The sequence below is a fragment of the Anaerohalosphaeraceae bacterium genome, from assembly GCA_037479115.1.
In the GTDB taxonomy this organism is placed as follows: Bacteria; Planctomycetota; Phycisphaerae; order Sedimentisphaerales; family Anaerohalosphaeraceae; genus JAHDQI01.
This window is the reverse complement of sequence record JBBFLK010000027.1, coordinates 13216-33238: the sequence shown is the minus strand read 5'-3', so window position 1 is coordinate 33238 and position 20023 is coordinate 13216. Positions and strand designations below refer to the sequence as shown.

The 20023-nt window shown below is 53.1% G+C and carries 20 protein-coding genes and 1 tRNA gene; 7 read left to right on the top strand and 14 right to left on the bottom strand.

Features of this window, described 5'->3' with window-relative positions; genetic code table 11:
* Positions 1 to 708 precede the first annotated feature (708 nt).
* Together glmM and WHS88_11160 are read left to right on the top strand one after the other, a co-directional pair.
* Complete coding sequence (gene glmM, locus WHS88_11165; protein MEJ5260736.1) at positions 709 to 2091, top strand: phosphoglucosamine mutase; 1383 nt, start codon at positions 709 to 711, stop codon at positions 2089 to 2091.
* Positions 2088 to 2999, top strand: coding sequence for a cation diffusion facilitator family transporter (locus WHS88_11160; protein MEJ5260735.1), 912 nt, complete (start codon positions 2088 to 2090; stop codon positions 2997 to 2999). The genes glmM and WHS88_11160 overlap by 4 nt, the downstream gene beginning before the upstream one ends.
* Here the strand turns inward: WHS88_11160 and WHS88_11155 are convergent, their stop codons facing one another.
* The 6 genes from WHS88_11155 to WHS88_11130 all read right to left on the bottom strand — a co-directional run bounded on the left by WHS88_11155 (position 3000) and on the right by WHS88_11130 (position 5802).
* Positions 3000 to 3371, bottom strand: coding sequence for a DNA polymerase ligase N-terminal domain-containing protein (locus WHS88_11155; GenBank protein MEJ5260734.1), 372 nt, complete (start codon positions 3369 to 3371; stop codon positions 3000 to 3002).
* Positions 3372 to 3374: 3 nt separating this feature from the next.
* On the bottom strand, positions 3375 to 3611 hold the full coding sequence (locus tag WHS88_11150; GenBank protein MEJ5260733.1) for a hypothetical protein: 237 nt from the start codon (positions 3609 to 3611) through the stop codon (positions 3375 to 3377).
* A 26-nt stretch (positions 3612 to 3637) separates the two neighbouring features.
* Positions 3638 to 3934 (bottom strand): transcriptional regulator, encoded by a 297-nt coding sequence (locus tag WHS88_11145; protein ID MEJ5260732.1) that lies wholly within the window; start codon positions 3932 to 3934, stop codon positions 3638 to 3640.
* Positions 3921 to 4547 carry a hypothetical protein gene (locus WHS88_11140; GenBank protein ID MEJ5260731.1) on the bottom strand — a complete coding sequence of 209 codons (627 nt, stop codon included), beginning with the start codon at positions 4545 to 4547 and terminating at the stop codon, positions 3921 to 3923. Before WHS88_11140 ends, WHS88_11145 begins: the two co-directional genes overlap by 14 nt.
* A gap of 134 nt (positions 4548 to 4681) precedes the next feature.
* Positions 4682 to 5674, bottom strand: a complete 993-nt coding sequence (gene pta, locus WHS88_11135) for a phosphate acetyltransferase (protein ID MEJ5260730.1) — start codon at positions 5672 to 5674, stop codon at positions 4682 to 4684.
* A gap of 54 nt (positions 5675 to 5728) precedes the next feature.
* Positions 5729 to 5802: transfer RNA gene (locus tag WHS88_11130), tRNA-Arg, on the bottom strand.
* A gap of 172 nt (positions 5803 to 5974) precedes the next feature.
* On the opposite strand from WHS88_11130, the gene WHS88_11125 reads away from it, so the two are divergent.
* On the top strand, positions 5975 to 7789 hold the full coding sequence (locus WHS88_11125; protein ID MEJ5260729.1) for a homoserine O-acetyltransferase: 1815 nt from the start codon (positions 5975 to 5977) through the stop codon (positions 7787 to 7789).
* 23 nt (positions 7790 to 7812) lie between these two features.
* Here the strand turns inward: WHS88_11125 and WHS88_11120 are convergent, their stop codons facing one another.
* From WHS88_11120 to WHS88_11110, 3 genes are all read right to left on the bottom strand, one after another.
* On the bottom strand, positions 7813 to 8577 hold the full coding sequence (locus WHS88_11120; GenBank protein MEJ5260728.1) for a DUF438 domain-containing protein: 765 nt from the start codon (positions 8575 to 8577) through the stop codon (positions 7813 to 7815).
* Positions 8578 to 8695: 118 nt separating this feature from the next.
* Positions 8696 to 9382, bottom strand: a complete 687-nt coding sequence (locus WHS88_11115) for an RsmE family RNA methyltransferase (protein MEJ5260727.1) — start codon at positions 9380 to 9382, stop codon at positions 8696 to 8698.
* A 155-nt stretch (positions 9383 to 9537) separates the two neighbouring features.
* The gene (locus WHS88_11110) at positions 9538 to 9774 is read right to left on the bottom strand and encodes a hypothetical protein (protein ID MEJ5260726.1); all 237 of its coding nucleotides are present in this window, start codon (positions 9772 to 9774) and stop codon (positions 9538 to 9540) included.
* 320 nt (positions 9775 to 10094) lie between these two features.
* Between WHS88_11110 and WHS88_11105 the strand changes: the two genes are divergently transcribed.
* Genes WHS88_11105 through WHS88_11090 form a run of 4 tightly spaced genes read left to right on the top strand, consistent with a single transcriptional unit; the run spans position 10095 to position 13319 of the window.
* On the top strand, positions 10095 to 10523 hold the full coding sequence (locus tag WHS88_11105; GenBank protein MEJ5260725.1) for an Rrf2 family transcriptional regulator: 429 nt from the start codon (positions 10095 to 10097) through the stop codon (positions 10521 to 10523).
* Between the two features lie 3 nt (positions 10524 to 10526).
* Positions 10527 to 10877 (top strand): cupin domain-containing protein, encoded by a 351-nt coding sequence (locus WHS88_11100; protein MEJ5260724.1) that lies wholly within the window; start codon positions 10527 to 10529, stop codon positions 10875 to 10877.
* A 42-nt stretch (positions 10878 to 10919) separates the two neighbouring features.
* Positions 10920 to 12569, top strand: coding sequence for a hydroxylamine reductase (hcp, locus tag WHS88_11095; GenBank protein ID MEJ5260723.1), 1650 nt, complete (start codon positions 10920 to 10922; stop codon positions 12567 to 12569).
* Positions 12570 to 12584: 15 nt separating this feature from the next.
* Positions 12585 to 13319 carry a 4Fe-4S binding protein gene (locus WHS88_11090; GenBank protein MEJ5260722.1) on the top strand — a complete coding sequence of 245 codons (735 nt, stop codon included), beginning with the start codon at positions 12585 to 12587 and terminating at the stop codon, positions 13317 to 13319.
* On the opposite strand, the gene WHS88_11085 is transcribed toward WHS88_11090, so the two are convergent.
* Genes WHS88_11085 through WHS88_11065 form a run of 5 tightly spaced genes read right to left on the bottom strand, consistent with a single transcriptional unit; the run spans position 13316 to position 20021 of the window.
* Positions 13316 to 16321, bottom strand: a complete 3006-nt coding sequence (locus tag WHS88_11085) for a hypothetical protein (protein ID MEJ5260721.1) — start codon at positions 16319 to 16321, stop codon at positions 13316 to 13318. The genes WHS88_11090 and WHS88_11085 overlap by 4 nt on opposite strands.
* Positions 16322 to 16358: 37 nt before the next feature.
* On the bottom strand, positions 16359 to 17462 hold the full coding sequence (locus WHS88_11080) for a prepilin-type N-terminal cleavage/methylation domain-containing protein (GenBank protein ID MEJ5260720.1): 1104 nt from the start codon (positions 17460 to 17462) through the stop codon (positions 16359 to 16361).
* A gap of 18 nt (positions 17463 to 17480) precedes the next feature.
* Positions 17481 to 18329: a type II secretion system protein gene (locus WHS88_11075; protein ID MEJ5260719.1), complete on the bottom strand. Its 849-nt coding sequence runs from the start codon at positions 18327 to 18329 to the stop codon at positions 17481 to 17483.
* 9 nt (positions 18330 to 18338) lie between these two features.
* On the bottom strand, positions 18339 to 19064 hold the full coding sequence (locus WHS88_11070; protein ID MEJ5260718.1) for a prepilin-type N-terminal cleavage/methylation domain-containing protein: 726 nt from the start codon (positions 19062 to 19064) through the stop codon (positions 18339 to 18341).
* Between the two features lie 42 nt (positions 19065 to 19106).
* Positions 19107 to 20021, bottom strand: a complete 915-nt coding sequence (locus WHS88_11065) for a type II secretion system protein (GenBank protein ID MEJ5260717.1) — start codon at positions 20019 to 20021, stop codon at positions 19107 to 19109.
* Positions 20022 to 20023 lie beyond the last annotated feature (2 nt).

The window sequence follows — 20023 nt, the reverse complement described above, 5'->3', positions numbered from 1 at the left end:
AACTGATGACTGATAACTGATGACTGATAACTGATGACTGATAACTGATGACTGACAACGGCCCCGCTCTCTCGGTTGAGGTTATCCTATGTCCCCCGCTGTCACGGGCTGAAAACCCGTCATTTTCCTCTTTTTTTTAATCTGTATTCATCCGGGCAATTCCGTGCCTAAATAATCTGCGAAATCGGAGTTCTATAATAAAATCCGCAGTTGTTTTTCCCCTCCTTTCTGCTATAATATTTTCCTACATAGAAGGAGGACCAAATGGACTGCAGACCTTTGAACATTTTTACCCGCTCCCGTGATTCTTTATTTTTGCTTTCCTGTCTTCCTGTTTTTCTTCGTTCCGGGTTTCGTGCTTCGAATTTTTCCTCTCCTTACGGCTGCCTGGGCGTTTTTCGGTCCGTTTCTTTATCGTTTGCAGTGTGTTTGCAGCGCGTTTGTACACGTTTCAATCAGGATTTTCCCCGATACTTTTCGGTTCAAAACCCGTTTTCCGCCCAAAAACCAGATTTTTTACCCTTCCTCGTTTTTTCAAACCGCACAATTTCCCGTTCACCAAATGTCCAGGCCCCCTCCAACTCCATTTCCAGACCCAAAACGTTCGCTTTTTTCTCCGACAAACCCGTTTTCAAGCGTCAAAAACTGAATACAATATGGGGTTTAAATTCTCAAAACGGAATCCATCATCTTCTGAGAACAACGATTATGAAGCAGGAATTGATTATCAGCATCAGCGGACTGCGGGGACTGGTGGGAGAGAACTTCTTCCCGGAAACGGCCTCGTTATACGGTGCGGCCTTCGGGACATTCCTGAACGAACAGTGGGGCCGTGCTGCCGGCAAACCCGTCGTGGTTTTAGGAAGGGACTCCCGCATCAGCGGGGCGATGTTTGCCGCCGCCGCAGCGTCCGGTCTCTGCAGTGCAGGCGTGGACGTCATCGATTTGGGAATCTGTTCGACCCCTGCGGCCGGCCTGATGGTCCGCCATCTGGGCTGTCAGGGCGGCGTTGTCATCACCGCCAGCCACAACCCCATCGAATACAACGGCATCAAACTTCTGCTGGACAACGGCATCGCCCCGCCGAAACCGCTGGCCGAACAGATACGCCGGCGATTTATCGAAAAGCAAATCCGCTATGTCGATGCCGTCCGCTGCGGTGCCATTTCCTCCAATACACAGACCGTCCGCATTCACGTGGACAAGGTCCTGTCTATCGTCAATCCCGAACTGATTCGCCGGCGCAAATACACTGTCGTTCTGGACAGCATCAACGGAGCCGGCGGTCCGGAGGCCCAAAAACTCCTCGAGGAGCTCGGCTGCCGAATTATCGGCATCAACCTCGAACCGTCCGGACGATTTGCCCACAAACCGGAACCGGTTCAGGAGAATCTTCAGACTCTCTGCGAAAAAGTCCGGCTGTCCGGCGCCGACCTGGGTTTTGCGCAGGACCCGGATGCCGACCGGCTGGCCATCGTGGATGAGCAGGGAACGTATATTGGAGAAGAATACACCCTCGCCTTTGCCGCCCTGCTGCGTTTCTCCGAACAGCCGGGGGGCAAGGCCGCCGCCAACCTGTCCACATCCAGAATGATAGACGACATCGCCGCCCGCTTCGGCGGAACTGTTCTGCGCACCCCCGTCGGCGAAGCCCATGTGGCCAATACCATGCTGGAGCACCAGTGCATCATCGGCGGCGAAGGCAACGGCGGTGTGATTGACCTGCGGGTCGGTCCCGTCCGCGACAGTCTGGTGGCGATGGCCTTAACCCTGCAGCTGATGGCCCAAACCGGAAAGTCCGTCCGGCAATTGACCGAGGAAATCGGCCGTTACGAAATGGTTAAACTCAAATACACCGCCGATGCCGAACAGGCACAGGCGCTTTTCCAGGCCGCCTGCTCCGCCTTCCCTCAGGCCAAAAGAGACACTCGGGACGGCTGCCGGCTCGACCTGCCGGACGGCTGGCTCCATATCCGCACCAGCAACACCGAGCCCATCGTCCGAATCATTTTTGAAACGCGTTCCGCCGAGGCGTCCGCCGGCCTGCGGCGAACAATTGAAACCATTTGTCAATCGGTTTTGAAACCATGAACTCCCATTTGTTCGCAGACAATCCGCAGATTCGCCGCATCACACTTGTAGGGCTGTGGATGAATCTCTTTCTGGCTGTCATCAAGGCGCTTGTGGGATTTTGGGCCGGTTCCATCGGGCTGGTGGCGGATGCCGTCCATTCGCTTTCCGACCTGCTCACCGACCTGGCTGTCTTGGTCGGAATTCACTGGGGCACGAAGGAACCGGATTCGACGCACCCTTTCGGACACGGCCGGCTGGAAACCTTCAGTACCGCCGTGATTGCCCTGGTGCTGGGACTTGTCGGCGGAGGGATGATTTATAAATCCGCCGTCGAAATCGCCCGCCTGTCGGCTTCGGAACACCCGACCCCCTTTATGCCCTTGGCCGTTCTTTGGATTGCGGGACTGTCCATCATTACCAAAGAATGGCTCTATCAGATAACCCGCCGCACAGCCATCCGCTGCCACAGCACGACACTCTACGCCAATGCCTGGCATCATCGCAGCGATGCCTTCAGCTCCATCGCCGTACTCATCGGAGCAGCCTGCGTCCGTTTTCTGAATTACCCGTACGGAGACCATCTGGCGGCGATTGTCGTCGGCCTGATGATTATTTTCGTCGCCGTCCGCATCTTTACCGACTGTCTGAACGAATTCAGCGAACAGGCCGCTGATCAGCAGACACTCGGACAAATCAAAACCATTCTCACCGAACAGCCCCGGATAGCCCAGTGGCATCAGCTCCGAACCCGGCGTGTGGGGCGGGAAATCTTTCTGGATGTGCATATTCTTGTGGACCCCACGCTGACCATCACGGAGGCCCACGCTATTTCCCACGAGCTGGAGGTGTCCCTTCACAATCGGCTTCCGCGGCCGGTCAATGTCATCGTGCACGTCGAACCGGACCTGCCGGAACTGCGCCGATAGTTAGTCCTTCTGGGAAATGCGGCAAATGAACCACTTCCCCTGCTCAAAGATGAAAGCAAAAGAATCCGCCAAAACCTCTCCTTCCAGGCGGAAAAGGATTTGGGAGTCGGTCCTTTTCAAAATAGTCAGCCGCCCTCTGTCTTCCCGCTGCACCCTTCCCGTACCCTGCTGCACAGGCCCTTCATATGTAAGGAAACGGATATCATGGTCGGCAATCCTGTCCGCCTGAACCGGCTCCTGCCCCACCTCCTGCGGCGGACAATTTACTCTCCACGTTTGCAGCGTCCTTTCTCCTTCAAGCATCCAATCCCAATGTACACCCGCCGATGTAATATGCTTGTGAACAACAAACTGTTTCGAAAGAGATTCCACTTGTCAGCGCTTCTCAACGGGCACCATAATGGTAGTTTCCATTTGAGAATAATCACCCGAATCGTTCTTATCAAAGCATTCCTGATAATTGTCAATTCTGTCATAACCATGACTGGACAGCCATTCAGACAATCGTTTATAGATTTCTGATGGATCCTGAAGACCAGCCGGTTTTTCACTCAAATCAATACGGAATTCCATCAGCCAGTGTTCCGGTGGCATCAAATGCAGATTGTTCAAAATCGAACCTCCTTGTTTTCAAAAAATCATTTTTCATGAACCAAGCTGTTCAAATAATTTGTAAAGGATTCCAAAGCCTGCCGGCCTTTTTCGGTGATTTTGCAAAACGTTTTCGGCCTTCGCTCTACAAAGACTTTTTTCACCTTCAGATAGCCGGCCTCCTCCAGTTTGCGTATCTGGACGCTCAAATTGCCGTCCGAAAGCCCCAGCATATTCCGAAGCACCGTAAACTCAATCTCATCGCCGGACAAGAGTGCGGACAGCAGACTCAGTCGGGCACGCGAGAGAAGCAGTTCATCAAATGGAACATTATTTTGACGCAATGTTCTTCCTCATCTTTTTGAGACGATTTCGTGAAACGACGGCCGGAAGAATACAGCCCGCTGCTATGGAAAAGCCGAGAATGACATACGCATACGGACTGAAAAAGTGAGCCAGCAGCATACCCGCCACAATCAGCATTCCCCCTGCCAGCCATTCACGCGTATAGACAACGCCGGTCATAGAAAGGGCTACGGCATAGATGAATGCCCAGAAAAAACCCGGCCCGCCATAAAAATCTCGAAAATACCCAAGCAGCGACCAAAGCAATCCGTTCCCGACAGCAATCGCCCACAGCCAGTTCATTTGAATATCGATGTGTGAAACAAATCCTTTTTTTCGCTGATTTTTCAAGAGTCGATATCCAAAAACCATGCTGAAAACACCTCCAACAGTCAGCAGACCAAACCACATGGGACTGATCCAGTGGTCATGTTGAGAAGAAACGAACAAGAATGTTCCATTGTAGCCAAGCAGGCAAATCAAGCCCCATGTAATGAAAATCACAATTCCCGGATCAAAATCCCGTCGAGTCTGGGCAAGCAAGGCACGCACAAAACGAAGATCTTCCTCTCTTGTCAGATTCAGACTGTCATCGTTCTGCATCGTTTCCATTTTCCATCTCCTTTGTTTTCAAAAAGTACTTTATTTTATAAAGCTCGATTTACCCAAACACGTTTTTCTGTCAAGAAAAAAAAATTAAAGAACACCTAATTTATGAAGAAAAAAAGAAGTTGCGTGCTTTTTCTTTACTGGGCCTGCAGGGCCGTAATCGCCGCCGTGCCGACGATATCTTCCGGCACACAGCCGCGGGACAGGTCATTGACCGGACGCGCCAGCCCCTGCAGAATCGGACCGTATGCCTCAAAATTGCCCAGCCGCTGGACAGCCTTATAGCAGATGTTGCCCGCCTCCAGATTGGGGAAAATAAACACATTCGCCCGGCCTTTCAGCGGACTGTCCGGGCATTTCAAAGCGGCCACCTCCGGAACAAACGCCGCATCAAACTGGAGCTCCCCGTCCACCAGAACCTTCCCGCCGTAGCCGAATAGATGCCCGACCTTCTCACGGGTTCTCTCCGCTGCCATTGCCACCTTCATTGCCCCTTCAGACTTGGCGGAACCCTTGGTAGAATAAGACAGCATCGCAATCCTCGGCTCAATCCCGAACTGCATCGCCGTAATCGCGGTTGAAACCGCAATATCAGACAACTGCGCCGTCGTCGGGTACTCCACCAAACCGCAATCTGCAAACAGATAGATTTCCTCTCCGCGGCACATAAAGAAAACGCTGGAAATGGTCTTAAATCCTTCTGCCGGGCGAATAATCTGCAGCGCAGGCCGGATCATATCCGCAGAGGCATGAATCGCCCCGCCGACCAGACCGTCTGCATCCCCGGTTTTGACCATCAGCGTCCCGAAATAAATATTATCCTCGACCAGTTTCTCCGCCTCTTCCATAGTCAGTCCTTTGGACTTGCGGATTTCATAAAGACACTCCGCATACCGCTGACGATGCTCCGATTTTTTGGGGTCGATAACCCGGATTTCATCCGTTTGAGCCCCGAGGGTCTTTAAGTCCCTGTACACCTGGTCAGTTTCCCCCAGAACAACAATGCGGGCTGCTTTTCGGGCGGTCAGAATCTTTGCCGCTTCCAGCACCCGCTTATCTGAACCCTCTGCCAATACAATGGTTTTTTGAAGTCGAGACGCCTGCTGAAGGATTTTCTCCAAAAAACTCATAATCCGATTTCTTTCCAATATGAGATGCCTTTTTTGCCTGCCGAAAAAACAAAATACGCCTGAAGGGACTCGAACCCCTAACCTTCGGTTCCGTAGACCGACGCTCTATCCAATTGAGCTACAGGCGCATTCAGCCCGTCCGCTGTTTCGGACGTTCCTCCCCTATGTACGATATGCTGTACTCTACCGGAGCCCCGGATGTTTTTCAAGCAAAATTCCATTCTCAATCCGCCTGAAAAAAAAGAATCGCCCCCGCCGACCGCTTGCCATCAGAAACCCACTGGTTATAATAAGTCCACTATGGAAAAAGACTTAAAAAATTCTGTCGGCATTGTCAAGACTCAATCGATCCGCCTGGTTCAGGCCGATGCCCCTCTGCGGCTGCAGTGCGGGAAAACCTTAGGGCCGATTGACGTGGCCTATGAAACCTATGGGACCCTGTCGGAGGCCAAAGACAACGCAATTTTGATTTGCCATGCCCTCAGCGGCGATGCCCACGTTGCCGGCTACCACAGCCCGGACGACCGCAAACCCGGCTGGTGGGACTGTATGGTCGGCCCCGGAAAACCGATTGATACCAATCGATATTTTGTGATTTGCTCCAATGTGCTGGGGGGCTGTCGGGGCACGACAGGCCCTTCTTCCATCAATCCCGCCACAGGGAAACCTTATGGGCTGCAATTCCCGATTATCACCATCCGGGATATGGTGCTTGTCCAAAAACTGCTCCTGGATGCATTGGGCATTGAACAGCTTCTGGCCGTCGTCGGCGGTTCCATGGGCGGTATGCAGGTCCTCCAGTGGGCCGCCGCCTATCCGGAAAGAATCCGTTCTGCCGTATGCATTGCCAGTACAACCCGTCTGAACGCCCAGGCCATCGCCTTTGACGCCGTCGGTCGAAACGCCATCCTGGCCGACCCGAACTTCTGCGAGGGCCAATATACGGACGAACGTTCCCCCGACCGAGGGCTGGCGATTGCAAGGATGATCGGACACATTACCTACCTGTCCGAACAGTCCATGCGGGCGAAATTCGGACGGCAGCTCCAGAAAAAAGACCAGTACAGTTATGATTTTAACTCCGAGTTCGCCGTTGAAACCTATCTGGACTATCAGGGACAGACCTTCACGGAACGGTTTGACGCCAACAGCTATCTGTATATTACCAAAGCCATGGACTATTTTGACCTGGTCCGCGAATACGGCACGCTTCAGCAGGCCTTCCGAAATACCTCCTGCCGATACTGCATCGTCAGCTTCAGCAGCGACTGGCTCTTCCCGCCGGAGCAATCGGAGGAAATCGTCCACGCACTCGGGGCTGAAGGAAAGGACGTGACCTACTGCAATATTCACTCCCCCTACGGCCACGATGCCTTCCTGCTGGAGGTCCAGGAGTTGGGCACCCTGATTTCCGGATTTCTGAATTCCACATTCCAGCAGGTGCAGACCGGCCGGACGATTCTTTCATCCGCCCCTGCCGCCGCAGCGGACAAACCCCATTCAGCCGAACACTCCAAACACATCCGCATCGACTATGAACGCATCGACTCTCTGATTGAACCCGGCAGCCGCGTCTTAGACCTCGGCTGCGGAGATGGAGAACTCCTCGTGCGGCTCATCCAGGACAAGAATGTAATCGGTCAGGGAATCGAAATCGACGAAGATTTGGTCATTCACTGCATTCAGCGAGGCCTGTCCGTCATTCACCAGGATATTGAAAAAGGGCTTGAAGAGTATCCGGCCGACAGGTTCGACTATGCCATTCTCTCTCAGACCATCCAGACCCTTCGGGACCCGGAAAAGGTCCTGCGACGGCTTTTGCGGATCGCCAAAAAAGTCATTGTCAGTTTCCCAAACTTTGCTCACTGGAAGTGCCGTTTCCAGCTCTTTTTCAAAGGACAAGCCCCGCAAACCCGTCAGCTGCCCTATCGTTGGTACAATTCTCCCAATATTCACTTTCTTTCCATCAAGGACTTTGACCGTTTCTGTACGGAATTGGGTATCCAGGTCGAAGAACAAATTCCCCTTCGGCGAAATGTGGACAGCCCGCTTCGGTTTTGGCCGAATCTGCTGGCCGAACAGGCCGTGTATGTCCTCAGCAAGTATCAGTCCTAAAGGGGACAATAACCAAACTGGCTTTACAGATGAACTCCGCAGTAGTCAATGTCCCGGCAGACCGTTTTGATTGACTCCCACACGGACGAATCTCCCGACGCGGTCAGGGCCAGCGCAAACAGAACATATTCCTCCCGGAATAAATGCTCCCGCATGGCCGGGCCGATATACCGCACCAGGGAAGCCAGCTGGTTCTTGAAAACCCCAAACGACATATTCTGAAAAGCCATTCGAAGCTTCAGCAGGTCTTCAATCGCAATCTGAAGATATAGATGTTCTTTTTCCACAGAACGGCACAGAGATTCCCATCCCTGTTTTTTCAGCATCGGGAAAATCACATCATCTTCACGGGCGATGTGTTCCGCCATTCCCTGGAGATGTTCAAGAATGTGGGAAAGCCGCATCAGCTCAGGGCTCGCCGGAGAAAGCGAACTCTGCTGAAGAATCTCTTCGGCGACTTCCTCCAGCTCCGCCAGAAAACACCGAAACAAATCATGCTCGGCGGCGACCTTGCGAAGCACATGGGTATCCGGCAGCCGGCGAACGATATCCGCTTTGCCGGCTTCCATCACCCCCATCAGGACAAATGCCGCGCAAAGCTGCTGAACCTGCTCTGCGGAAAAACCGCTTTTCAGCAGTCGATGTTCCGCTTTGGCAATATCGTGCGGGCGAAGACGGCTCAGCAGACGACAGGCCTCTCGACGAAGCACAGAGCGGCTTTTGCCCTCGTGAATTTGAACAAGCAGACCCGCTAATTTGGACGAGATATCTTTTTTTGAGGTCTTCATACTCAGACTCTTTCTTTGGATTTCTAAACACCCCCTTCTTTTATACGAAATGACCAAACGGACGTGTTCTGAAAAACCGCAGCCGGACGGAAAAAGAAGAGGAAAGAAAAAGAGTCTGTTAAGACCGAAAGTAAGCCGAAAGAGCTCCGAACGCAATCGCAGCGGTTTCGATTCGCAGAACGTTCGGATTGATTTGGACGGAACAAGCCCCTAAGGTCTGCAGGATTTGCTTTTCCGCTTCCGTAAAACCGCCTTCCGGTCCTACCAGACAGACTATGTCCTTCCCGCTGGACAGGTCCTCGGCGTGTTTCAAACCCTTTTGGGGCGATGGTTCACAAGAAGGTTCTCCGTAAATCCAGGCGGCTTGAGGGTATTCTATGTGGATGTGTTCTATCGCCTTAGAAAGGGGCCACGGACCGCTCAATCGCGGCAGAAAAACTCGGCCGGACTGCTTGGCGGCGGATACTGCAATCTTCTCATAACGGGCCAGAGTAGATTCTTTCCCCATCTTAACAGTTCGTTCATAAACGACAGCTATGATATGATCCACCCCCAATTCCGTACACTTTTCCACGAGAAAATCGAAACGGTTCGCTTTGGCCATACTGACGGCCAAAATAATGTTCCAAGCAGGCGCCGGAAAGGTGTGAATTTCGCTTAGAATCAATGAAACTTTGTCCTTCTGAATCGAAGAAACTCGGGCGGAAGCCAGTCGCCCCCTGCCGTCAAAAACCTCAACCGTCTCCCCCATCTTGATCCGGAGAACATGCGCCAAATGATGCGATTCCGAAGGGTCCAGCTGCACCGTTGAAGAGGATAAATCCCGACAAAAAAAACGGGGTATCCGCACGAAACTTCCCTCAATGATAGACTAAAAAAGATGGTAAAAACAGCGAAATGCAGAGAAAAAGCAAATAGAAAACCCCACCGGTTCCGCCGCTCTTTCAGCCGTTGAACCGATTAAGATTCAATTTCAACCTTTGGGGCCTGTTTCTCGTATCTAAGCAGCTCATTCAGCAGATTGTTGTAGGCCGCAATGCTGTCTGCACAGTCCTTCTTCGCTCCGGCGGATGAAGTCGCCGCCGCAGCTGGAATGGTGTTGACAGTCTGACATTGCTTGCAGCGAACTTTTTTTCCGGCATACTCATCCGGTACACTGTAAGCATGGCCGCACTTTGTACACGAGAAGTTAATCAAAGCTGTATCTCCTTTCAGGATAATACAATCAGCTTTCTACATTCCTATGCGTTTGAGAAAAAACTCAAACTTTCAATAACAATGCAACGTCAAGGATAATAAAAAACTTCAATAAAGAGACAATTATTGAATCGTATAAATATGATTTTCGACCGCTTCTTGTATTATCCTTTCAAAGAGCAGCCGACATTATATAAGACGGTTTCCTATAAGTAAATGTTTCAAAATCTCATTTTTTACATTTTTTCTGAAAAACATTTGCATTCTTTTTTAGTAGGACTATAATAGTCTTATATATAAAAAGGAACAACAGATATAAAATGGATATAATTAAAAGAAATACTGATTACGCCCTTCGCATCCTGTCAGAATTTGTGAATGGCCCAAACGGCCAGCGGGTTCTTTCAGCAAGGCACCTTTCCGATATACTTCATATTCCCTATCCGATTACATGTAAACTATTGCAAAAGCTTCAAGATTGTAAAATTACCGTATCCATTATGGGACCTAAGGGGGGGTATACCTTAGCTCGTCCCCCCGGTCAGATTACCTTTCTGGAAGTGATTGAAGCAATCCAGGGCCCCATCCATATGAACCGTTGCTTCTTCAGCCGCTTCCATTGCTCTCTGAAAGAACGATGCCCACTTCGAGAAAAACTGGGAAAAATCCATGACGATATCCTCCTTTCCCTGAAAACCACGACCCTCGAAGAAATTCGGGACAAAAGACTAAATCAAACAGGAGAATAAACAATGACCCCTGACGGCAGCGTCAAAATTCTGGAAGAAATCAAGGCCCGGGCCGTTTCGCTCAATGACCTGGTTCAATATGCTTCCGATTCCATTGTCAGCAAAACCCTGCTGGACAAGCCCGTCGGTTCGCTGACCCTCTTTGCCTTCGATAAAGGGCAGCGATTGAGCGAACACACCTCCCCCTATGATGCGGTAGTTCAAATTATCGATGGAACAGCGGAATTAACCATAGGCGGCCAACCAGTTCTTGCTGAAAAAGGCCAGATTGTCATTATGCCTGCCGGAATCCCCCATGCTGTTCACGCAAAAACCGCCTTCAAAATGCTTTTAACGATGATTCGTCAAAAATAAAAAATGGAACAATTTAACTCAATTTCAGGAAAGGAGATACAAATGTTCTGTTATCAGTGTGAACAAACAGCCGGCGGAACGGGATGCACCAAAATGGGGGTGTGCGGCAAAACCCCGGAGGCATCCGACCTGCAAGACCTGCTTGTCTATGCCGTCAAGGGTATCGCTAATTATGCACATCGCGCCGGACAGCTCGGCCTCCGAAGCAAAGAAATCGACCGATTTGCTGTGGAAGCCCTTTTCAGCACGGTCACCAATGTCAACTTTGACCCTCTGCGGCTGGAAGACCTGATTCAGAAGGCGGACACAATCATTCTTCAGGCCCGCCGCCTCTACGAAGAGGCCTGCAGGAAAGCCGGCAAAAAGCCGGAACCATTGTCCGGTCCGGCCGCCTGGCGGGTCCCCTCCAGTCGTCAGGAAATGCTTCAGGAGGCACAAGCTGTCAGCATTGCCAACCGACTTGAAGCCTACGGACCCGATGCGGCAGGTCTTCAGGAACTGATTCTGTACGGCCTGAAGGGGATGGCCGCCTACGCCGACCACGCTATGATTCTCGGGGTGGAGGACAACGGCGTCTATGCCTTTTTCCATGAAGCCCTGGATTTTCTGACAAGCCCTCATGCTCAGGATGTCAATGCTCTGGTTGCCATGGCCCTCAAGGTCGGTCAGGTCAATCTGAAAGTGATGGAAATGCTCGATCAGGCCAACACCGGAACCTACGGGCACCCCGAGCCGACCTCGATTCGCATATCCCCGGTCAAAGGCAAGGCCATCCTCGTTTCCGGACATGACCTTCGGGATTTGGAGCTGCTGCTCAAGCAGACAGAAGGCAAGGGCATCAACGTTTATACGCACGGAGAGATGCTGCCGTGCCTGGCTTATCCGGGTCTGAAAAAATACAAACATCTGGTCGGCAACTATGGAACCGCCTGGCAGAATCAGCACAAGGAATTTGACGCCTTTCCGGGCGCGATTCTGATGACCACCAACTGCATCCAGCGCCCGAAAGACACCTACAAAGACCGCATCTTCACGACGGGGCTTGTGGCATGGCCCGAGGTGCGGCATATCGGCCCGGATAAAGACTTTACCCCCGTCATTCAGGCCGCCCTGGCCGCTCCCGGATTCACAGAGGATGCCCCGGAAAAACGCATCACCATCGGCTTTGCCCGCAATGCCGTAATGAGTGTAGCCGGCAAAGTCATCGAAGCCGTCAAGGCGGGGAAAATCCGGCACTTCTTCCTCATCGGCGGCTGTGACGGCGCCAAGCCCGGACGCAATTACTACACCGAACTGGCCCAGGCCGTCCCGAAAGACTGCATCATCCTCACCCTGGCCTGCGGCAAATACCGATTCAATATGCTTGAATTCGGCGACATCGGCGGCATCCCGCGGCTGTTGGATGTGGGACAATGCAATGACGCCTACTCCGCGATTCAGATTGCCGTCGCCCTGGCCAATGCCTTTGGCTGCGGTGTGAACGACCTGCCGCTTTCGCTGATTCTCAGCTGGTACGAACAGAAGGCCGTCTGCATCCTGCTGACGCTGCTGCATCTGGGAATCAAGAAGATGAAACTGGGCCCTTCTCTGCCGGCTTTTGTCGGACCGAATGTGCTGAAAGTGCTTGTGGAACAGTTTAACATCGCCCCGATTTCCACCCCGCAAAAAGACCTGGCGGAAATCCTGGGCTGAAAAAAGAGGGTTCAAATGCTTCGCAATATCGTCGTAATTGATGAAGAAAAATGCGACGGCTGCGGCCTGTGTGTCAAGGCCTGTGCCGAAGGGGCCATCCAAATCATCAACGGCAAGGCCAAACTGGTCAGTGAAACGTACTGTGACGGCCTGGGGGCGTGTCTGGGACACTGCCCCCGGGGCGCCATTACCATCGAGCAGCGACAGGCGGCGGCGTTCGATGAGAAGGCGGCCCACGAACATGCAAACCGGCTTAAAGCGGCATCCGAACAACCCTTTTCCGGCTGCCCGGGGATGAAAATAATGCAGCGGAAACCGCAGGAAACCGCCGTCGGCACCGGCACCGCAGACATCCCCTCACAACTGGGGCAGTGGCCGGTGCAGCTGAAGCTCCTGTCGCCGACGGCACCGTATTTCGACCAGGCCGACCTGATGCTCGTGGCGGACTGTGTCCCCTTTGCCATGGGAGATTTTCATCCTTCCCTGCTGAAAGGGCATACGATTGCCGTGGGCTGTCCGAAACTGGATGACCGGCAATATTATGTGGAAAAAGTCGGCCAAATCCTGCAGCACAATGACATCCGCTCTCTGACGGTTGTTCGGATGGAAGTACCCTGCTGCAGCGGTCTGACCCAAATTGCCCGGATGGCTGTTGCCGACAGCGGAAAATCATTGCCTTTTGAGGAGATTACCATCTCGCTGAATGGGCAAATCATTCAGCGCAAGACGCATCCGGCTCAAAACGCCTAACGCGGATTCGGTACAGTTTTGACAGCCAGCAGCCGCGGCCGGTCCCCCGGTGCCCAGACCTGACTGCGGTCGAAAATCGCCAGCACGCGACGCTGCGGGCCGCTTTGCCCGATGCGGACAAGGATATAGGCCGTAAAGACATCGCTGCGGGTAGTAAAGATATTGGACAGGTGCGACAGAATGAGGTCTCGTTCCTCCAAATCCCCGCGAATCGTACGGTCGCCGACCACATCCAGTCCTTCCTGCTGGGCATAGACTCTCAGGGCCGGAATCTTTGCAAGCAGTTCTCCAAGATGAGCATAAGGCCGGTTCTGGATGATGAGATCGGCATAATCCTCCGCAACCTGCGAGGTGGCCGGATTCGGGTCAACCAGATTAACCGTACCCGAACTGTGTGTTAAAATCCCCGGAATCGCCGCCGCCAAAACCGGCTTTGGAGCCGTATTGATATTGATACGCCCGGGCAGAGACCCCTTCTCCCGATTTAGAAAACAGATAAAGCCCAGCAGGTCGGGGTCCTTCATCACATCAAATCGAATGTCGCCTTCGGAAGATGCCTGGGCAACGGCCGTCGTAACCGTATTGGGATCCTCTCCTCTCTCGTTGCCGACAAACAGCACTTTCTGAAAATCGCCGAGCGTAAAAAACCTCCGCTCCGCAGAGACAGACGGAAAATCCGCTACCGGCATCTGCCAGCCGTCTTTATCCACCGTGACCCCGTTGGCTGCGCCGAGTGTAGCCGGGCTCGGGGAAGGCGGAACAGCCCGCTGATGAACAGCCGCGGAGGCATTCGTAAACTTCCATCCGGTATCCTGCCGTTTGAGCACATGGATGGTCGGCTGACCGTCCGATGGGTCATCGGTCAGCACAAGTTCAATCTGGGCTCGGGGGATTCGATCGACCGTAATAAACCTCGCCGGATTATCCGGACATGGACGCTGCACATCGATGCTGTTGGCATCCGTCAGCATCATTCCCATACCAAAATTGGCAAAGACTACATCTGCAGGACTTGCATTCGTGGAACGTATGACAAATCGGCCGGGCGAATTCGGCGTGCCGGCCGGAATCGTTCCGCTCGGCGTATCCGGAATCGTAAACTCAACGGGGACACCGACCCGCTGCCGAAAGACAATCCGCCAGCTGTTCAGCGAAATCGAGGAATCATACGGATTCAGCAGTTCCAGGGCCGCCTCCGTTGGATTGTTGTTATTATCCCGGACTACATACAGCTCGGAGACAAACGGCTGGCGTTCAAAACCGTAAATCACATCCGTTTCACTCAGACCGAAATCCAGTTTTTCAAAGATGCGCCTGCCGTCCGCCACTGCATCGATGTTGACAACAGGAATCGAGGAATCCTGCCTATTCAGTTCAGTGCTGACCTCCAGAATCAACCGCTTGATAATGGCCCGGTTAATAAACGTTGGATTGCTGTTGACCTGTGCCGGAGTAACAGCAAACGTATCCGGGTCCGTCCAGGCCGTTCCAAAGGGCCCATCGGTATTTGCCGTACCGTCATCCAGATAATCAATCATATTGGCGACGATTTGAGCGGCCTTGCGGGCGGCGGTTCGAAGCGATTCACCCTGATGCAGATAATACCCCCGAAACGCATAAAGCAAATGCAGAATATTGCGGCGGGCTTGAAGTGTATTGCTCAAAATATCAGCCCGAACACTCACCGCATGCCCGTCAGCGGGCATCAAGACGGCCCGGTAGATTCTGCCCAGATACCGCTTTTCACTTTCCGACCAGTCGGCAAAATACGGCTCGCCGCCCCACCGCAGATTGCGGTCAAAACTGATAAAGGTGCACACATGACGACGGTCGTAATAATAACTGTAGTTATGCGGATTGGCGGTCCACGGACCGGTATCATCAAAGTTTTCCGGATTCATCCGCAGCTTCCAAACCCGAAAATCCTCCGCAGATTCCACCGGAATTCGCTTAACCCGCAGGGCCACGTTCCAGCCGCCGACAAACTCACCGCGTCCAAAATCAAAGGTCTGGTACATCCCGAAAACAGGGGGCATAGCCGACAGATTCATTTCCCGCTCAAATCGGGCCACGGCCCTGCTGGTCATCAAAAAGCGGTTTCGCATCTCCAGTTCGTCGTTGATGTCAAAAAGGGTGTAAGCCGAGCCGGGATTTTCAATATTCAGGATGGCTTCCTTGTGATAATTTTCTGCGGTCACAATTACGGAAGGATTGGTCATTCTGGCCTGCCGAACCACAGGAGGCGTCGCCCGGTCATCCCCCCGCAGGAATGGTTCATAATCCACCTCAGAAAGCCAGCGACCCTGTCCGGTCCAGGGACTCGCTTTTCGGGTCAGGTGGGCGGTGTTCAGATTCAGCATCCCGCAGTTGTCGATAATGCGCACGGCCGCATAGATTCGCTCCCCGGTCGGTGTTTCCAGTGCGGGCACCCAAAGACTGTCAGCCACACCGTCCCCGTCGGCATCCGCCGGAGCCCAGAAAACATTCGTCAGGTTCGGATAATCCGGCACAATCGCCCCCCAGAATTGGGGATTGTTCTGCGGGTCAAGCTGTCCGGTCCCCTCCCGTAAAATCCGGTCCCAGACATTCGGCGGAGCCGGCCAGAGACTGGACAGATACGGCCAGCGGTACAAATCATCCGTCGGGTCATCCGGCGTGCCGTTATCGCTGATTCGCACCGGCTCCAGCGCAGCCAGCCAGGGGTCGGCTGCCCCCGGTGCATCGTAGGGTTCGTTCGTCAGCCCCTTTCCGTCACAGAGCCCGCTGGTTAAATTGGTGCCAAACAAATCCTGCAGAAGCACCAGTTCGATTTTGTCCAGCACCATCCGCACGGCCTGGTCCATCTGATGCTCCTGTCGGGCAGCTGTCCCCAGAATATCCCCCACCCGCGAAATCATCAGAAACATTATGCCCACCAGCGAAAGCAGAACCGCCGCCACCACGACCAGAATCAGGGCTGAGCCGCGCCGCCGATTCGCTGTTTTTTTTCGTCTTGTATCCATTATGCAGCCCTCGCCTCTTCCAGAGAATCTCTGTCGGCTACGGATTCAGATAGACAATGTAGGTAAAGGTCTTGCCCTCCGGGAAAACCCCTTTGGAGTCATACAGCGTAAAGGTAAATTTCAGAGCCGGACCCAACCCCGGTATTGAATCAAAATGTTCCGCATTCAGATGATTCGGGTCATAAGGACCGTATTTGTCCGTATAACCCGGTCCTAACTCATGAAGCTTGCCCGGATACAAAAAACCGGGAATCTTATCCGAACGGACGCCGTTTCCCTGAAGGAAAAAATCCGAATCCCGGTAATCCCCATCCCCATTCGGATCGACCTCAGGAAGCCAGCGTTTCTCTCGGTCAAACCAGCCCTGCACCTGAAACTGCCCGACACCCTGAGCCAGCATCAGATGAAGGTTCTGAGGAACAGACGGTGCAATCTGAATCCCTCGCTTCTCAGAGCCCTGCGGACCAAAGGGAGCAAACAAATCCACATCCAAAATGCGCTCCACCATCTCGGACTTTTGACTGGCTGCTTTCGGATTCCAGATGGGCTCATTTCGCCATTGAGCCGCCGTTTTTGTATCAAATTCGAAATAATTATTCTGTTCCGAAGTAAAGGACGCCCAGTTTGGAAAATCTGTGGAAACATTTGCCGAGGTATAGAGATGCTGGGAACGTCCTAAAATCCGCTTGTTCGGCGGCAAATCCGCCGCCCGTTTTCCCTGTCCGTCTCCGGCCAGCATATAGCAAACCCGAGCCATATGGCCGTGCAGAACCCCCTGCCTGGCTGTGCCGCCCTCCAGATAGGTCCAGACATTGTAAGTCTGGAACGAGCCGGTTGTAAAAAAGTAAAGCCGATCCAGCCGCTCAAATTTATCAACAATATTGTCTCCTGTTGTATCCGTCCCGGGCACCCAGACCACACAGATTTCCCCCTCTTTCTGCAGACCCGCTAGGTCGGTTTTCAACCGGTAGGTGATCGCCTGATACTTCTGCATAATCTCCGCCATAGCCGAAGCCGCTCGATAGGCCTGCACGGAATAGCGGAAGACCGCCCCGGAGACAACCAGCAGTACCGCCACCAGTGCCATGGCCACCAACAGTTCAACAATCGTAAAAGCAGGCTGTCGTTTGCTCGGATTCATCAAGGTTTGAACAGGCTCCTAAAGTACCTCAATACAAGGATTTCGATTCGCCCCGGCCGCCGGCGGCACAACCCAGAGAACATATTGTCCATCCGCACCTGTCCACTTGCGATTCAGCGTCAGAGCCGCACCGTCCCGTTTGATAACCTGAAAGAGGGAGCCGCTGCGGTCCTCCACAACCCAGGCCCCTTCCAGGAAAAACTGCCGGCAGGTCTCCGGCGGGTAAACCGGCTGATTGGACTCTATCGACACCTCTGAACTGCCGAGAACGGCCCGGACCCGAACCGGCACGGGAACCGGCCGCTCCGATTCCGCCGGACTGAAAACACCGGTGGACCGGTTCATCTCAAATCCGTAATACCGAAGCTCCTTTCTCCAGCGGCACAGAAAAATGCGGATTTGGTAGCCTTCTGCGGCGGCAGAATCCTTGCGGCACAGAATTGTCCAGCAGTACCGCTGATTTTGAGTCGGATTCTGTGCGTAAGACTCCTTCGGCAGGGATGGATAAAGCGAATCCGCCGCCAAACGAGCATTAATCTTTGTCAGAAGCAGCGGGTCATGAGGAGGAATCCCGTAAAACTGAACAAAAGACTGCACACTCGGATCCGACAGGTATTCCGCAGAAAACAAAACCGACTGAACCTCGCCGGAATTCGGCAGCTTGTCTGCATCCAAATCATACAATCGAACCGCCGCTCGGGCCTCCTCGGCAATTGCCGGCGCCAGGGTCTTTTCCGCCGCCATCGCCGTCAGCTTAATCCCCGCCGGAAAAATCGTCGCAATCAGCACAAACCCGATAGCCAGGATGCCTGTCGCCAGCAGCACCTCCGTCAGCGAAAAACCATTTTGTCTTCTGGAATCACTCATGGATTTCCCTTACCGCCCAATCAGCTGCCCTGTATGGGGGTTCACGAACTCTTTTGGAAGATTTCGAATATACGCGGTGAACCGCTGATTGGCCGGAATCTCTGCAAACCGTTTGGTGTCGTATATATAAAAAGACCCGATGCTGTCCTCTTCATTCAGGCCGCCCGGCCCGGCATCCTGATAAAACATCCCGGCTGTCCCGCTGTCCACATTGGCCCGGGTATTGAAGATTGGGTCGCGGCTGCTGTTATCCGTAACCCCGTCCCGATTCAGCACCCGCACAGGAAACCGAATCAATTTTCCCTGCTCGGAAAAGACAATCGAGAAGGTCTGAGCATCCATCAAATTCGAGTCGTTCAGCTCTGCATCCGATTGAACCGTTCCGGCAATCACGCCGACCGAAGAAGGCAGCTTAATCGGTTTGCGGTTGGCAACGGCAATAAACTCCGTTGCGTACGCGTTCGTTACATTCTTGTGAATAATAAAAATCATATAGAAATCGCCCTTGCGGTCCTGCTGAAATCGAATTCCGGCCGGGGTGCTCTGCGCAGCCGCCAGAGCCCGGGCGCTGGTCAGCGCGGCATTGATGAGGGAATGCGGTCCGGCGGAATGGTCAAACGATTCGATGACCTTCTTGGCAGCCGGTACCGAGATCCCCACCAGAATGGCCGCCACCGCAATCACGACGACCAGTTCCGTCAGCGTCAATCCATTTTGTCGAATCTTGGAATTCATTGTCAGCCGACTTTCACAAAGCCCAACAAGGCCGCCGACTTATCAGAAGTTAAACAAATCATCCGCCGTCCCGTACAGACCGTCCGGCCCTGCACTCTGAAGCAGAAACGATTGCGCCCGATACGGCCGCGGCGGGGATGTAAAGTTGGGATTGGCAATCACTCCGTAAAACCAGTTGATGCTGTCATTCGCTGCATCTTCATGCAGATCATGAACTGTTTTCGAAGACGGAAACGGAACGGGCAGCGAAATAATCCCGCTGCCGGACGCATAACTGTCATTCAGATTATAGGTATTGTTTCCCCAGTTGGCCCGAATCGGGTCCATTCCGATTTGATTCACATTGGCCTTGTAATAGAGAATCGGCATCCCGACCTCTTTTCCGGTCGCCCGCATCTTTTTCGAGAACGCATCCGCCAGGACAAACATCGTCCCGCTCAGCGAACCGGTGTTCGCCCCGTAGATATCCTGCAGCTTGACGGCATTGGCCGTTTCCAGCTCCAGATAGGGTCCTTTGCGTGCCGCACGATTCTGAGCGGCCGTTTCCCAGGGCAAATCCGTCGTTGCATGATAAACGGTTTCCGCCGCACTGATGGTTCCATCCCCGTTCTGGTCAAACAGATAATCCTGATAAAAAATCGAATTGGGATGAAATCCGAGACCATCCCCGCCGATTAATGCCTCCGCCAGCCGAAACGAGGCGACGCTTCCGTTGCCGTACTTAGCCATGTTGTACTCACTGGGCGGATAATCCCCCCAGTCTGAACGGAAGGCCTCCAATCCGACCTCAATGGCGTGAAACTGGGCCCGCTGCTTGACTATCATGGCCTTCTTCTGCACCATACTCAGGGCCGGAATCAGCAATGCCAGCAGTACGGCAATCACCGCCAGAGCCGTGAGCATCTCCGTCAGCGTAAAACCGATGTGTGTTTTTTTGTTTTCGTTCCAGGCACGCATAC

What these genes read in the sequence shown, in the direction of transcription:
- glmM (MEJ5260736.1), top strand. Translation starts at nt 709, where the DNA reads ATGAAGCAGGAATTGATTATCAGCATCAGCGGACTGCGGGGACTGGTG.
- pta (MEJ5260730.1), bottom strand. Translation starts at nt 5,674, where the DNA reads ATGAGTTTTTTGGAGAAAATCCTTCAGCAGGCGTCTCGACTTCAAAAA.
- WHS88_11075 (MEJ5260719.1), bottom strand. Translation starts at nt 18,329, where the DNA reads ATGAGTGATTCCAGAAGACAAAATGGTTTTTCGCTGACGGAGGTGCTG.
- WHS88_11080 (MEJ5260720.1), bottom strand. Translation starts at nt 17,462, where the DNA reads ATGAATCCGAGCAAACGACAGCCTGCTTTTACGATTGTTGAACTGTTG.
- WHS88_11100 (MEJ5260724.1), top strand. Translation starts at nt 10,527, where the DNA reads ATGACCCCTGACGGCAGCGTCAAAATTCTGGAAGAAATCAAGGCCCGG.
- WHS88_11065 (MEJ5260717.1), bottom strand. Translation starts at nt 20,021, where the DNA reads ATGCGTGCCTGGAACGAAAACAAAAAAACACACATCGGTTTTACGCTG.
- WHS88_11085 (MEJ5260721.1), bottom strand. Translation starts at nt 16,321, where the DNA reads ATGGATACAAGACGAAAAAAAACAGCGAATCGGCGGCGCGGCTCAGCC.
- WHS88_11140 (MEJ5260731.1), bottom strand. Translation starts at nt 4,547, where the DNA reads ATGGAAACGATGCAGAACGATGACAGTCTGAATCTGACAAGAGAGGAA.
- WHS88_11070 (MEJ5260718.1), bottom strand. Translation starts at nt 19,064, where the DNA reads ATGAATTCCAAGATTCGACAAAATGGATTGACGCTGACGGAACTGGTC.
- WHS88_11125 (MEJ5260729.1), top strand. Translation starts at nt 5,975, where the DNA reads ATGGAAAAAGACTTAAAAAATTCTGTCGGCATTGTCAAGACTCAATCG.
- WHS88_11160 (MEJ5260735.1), top strand. Translation starts at nt 2,088, where the DNA reads ATGAACTCCCATTTGTTCGCAGACAATCCGCAGATTCGCCGCATCACA.
- WHS88_11105 (MEJ5260725.1), top strand. Translation starts at nt 10,095, where the DNA reads ATGGATATAATTAAAAGAAATACTGATTACGCCCTTCGCATCCTGTCA.
- WHS88_11090 (MEJ5260722.1), top strand. Translation starts at nt 12,585, where the DNA reads ATGCTTCGCAATATCGTCGTAATTGATGAAGAAAAATGCGACGGCTGC.
- WHS88_11120 (MEJ5260728.1), bottom strand. Translation starts at nt 8,577, where the DNA reads ATGAAGACCTCAAAAAAAGATATCTCGTCCAAATTAGCGGGTCTGCTT.
- hcp (MEJ5260723.1), top strand. Translation starts at nt 10,920, where the DNA reads ATGTTCTGTTATCAGTGTGAACAAACAGCCGGCGGAACGGGATGCACC.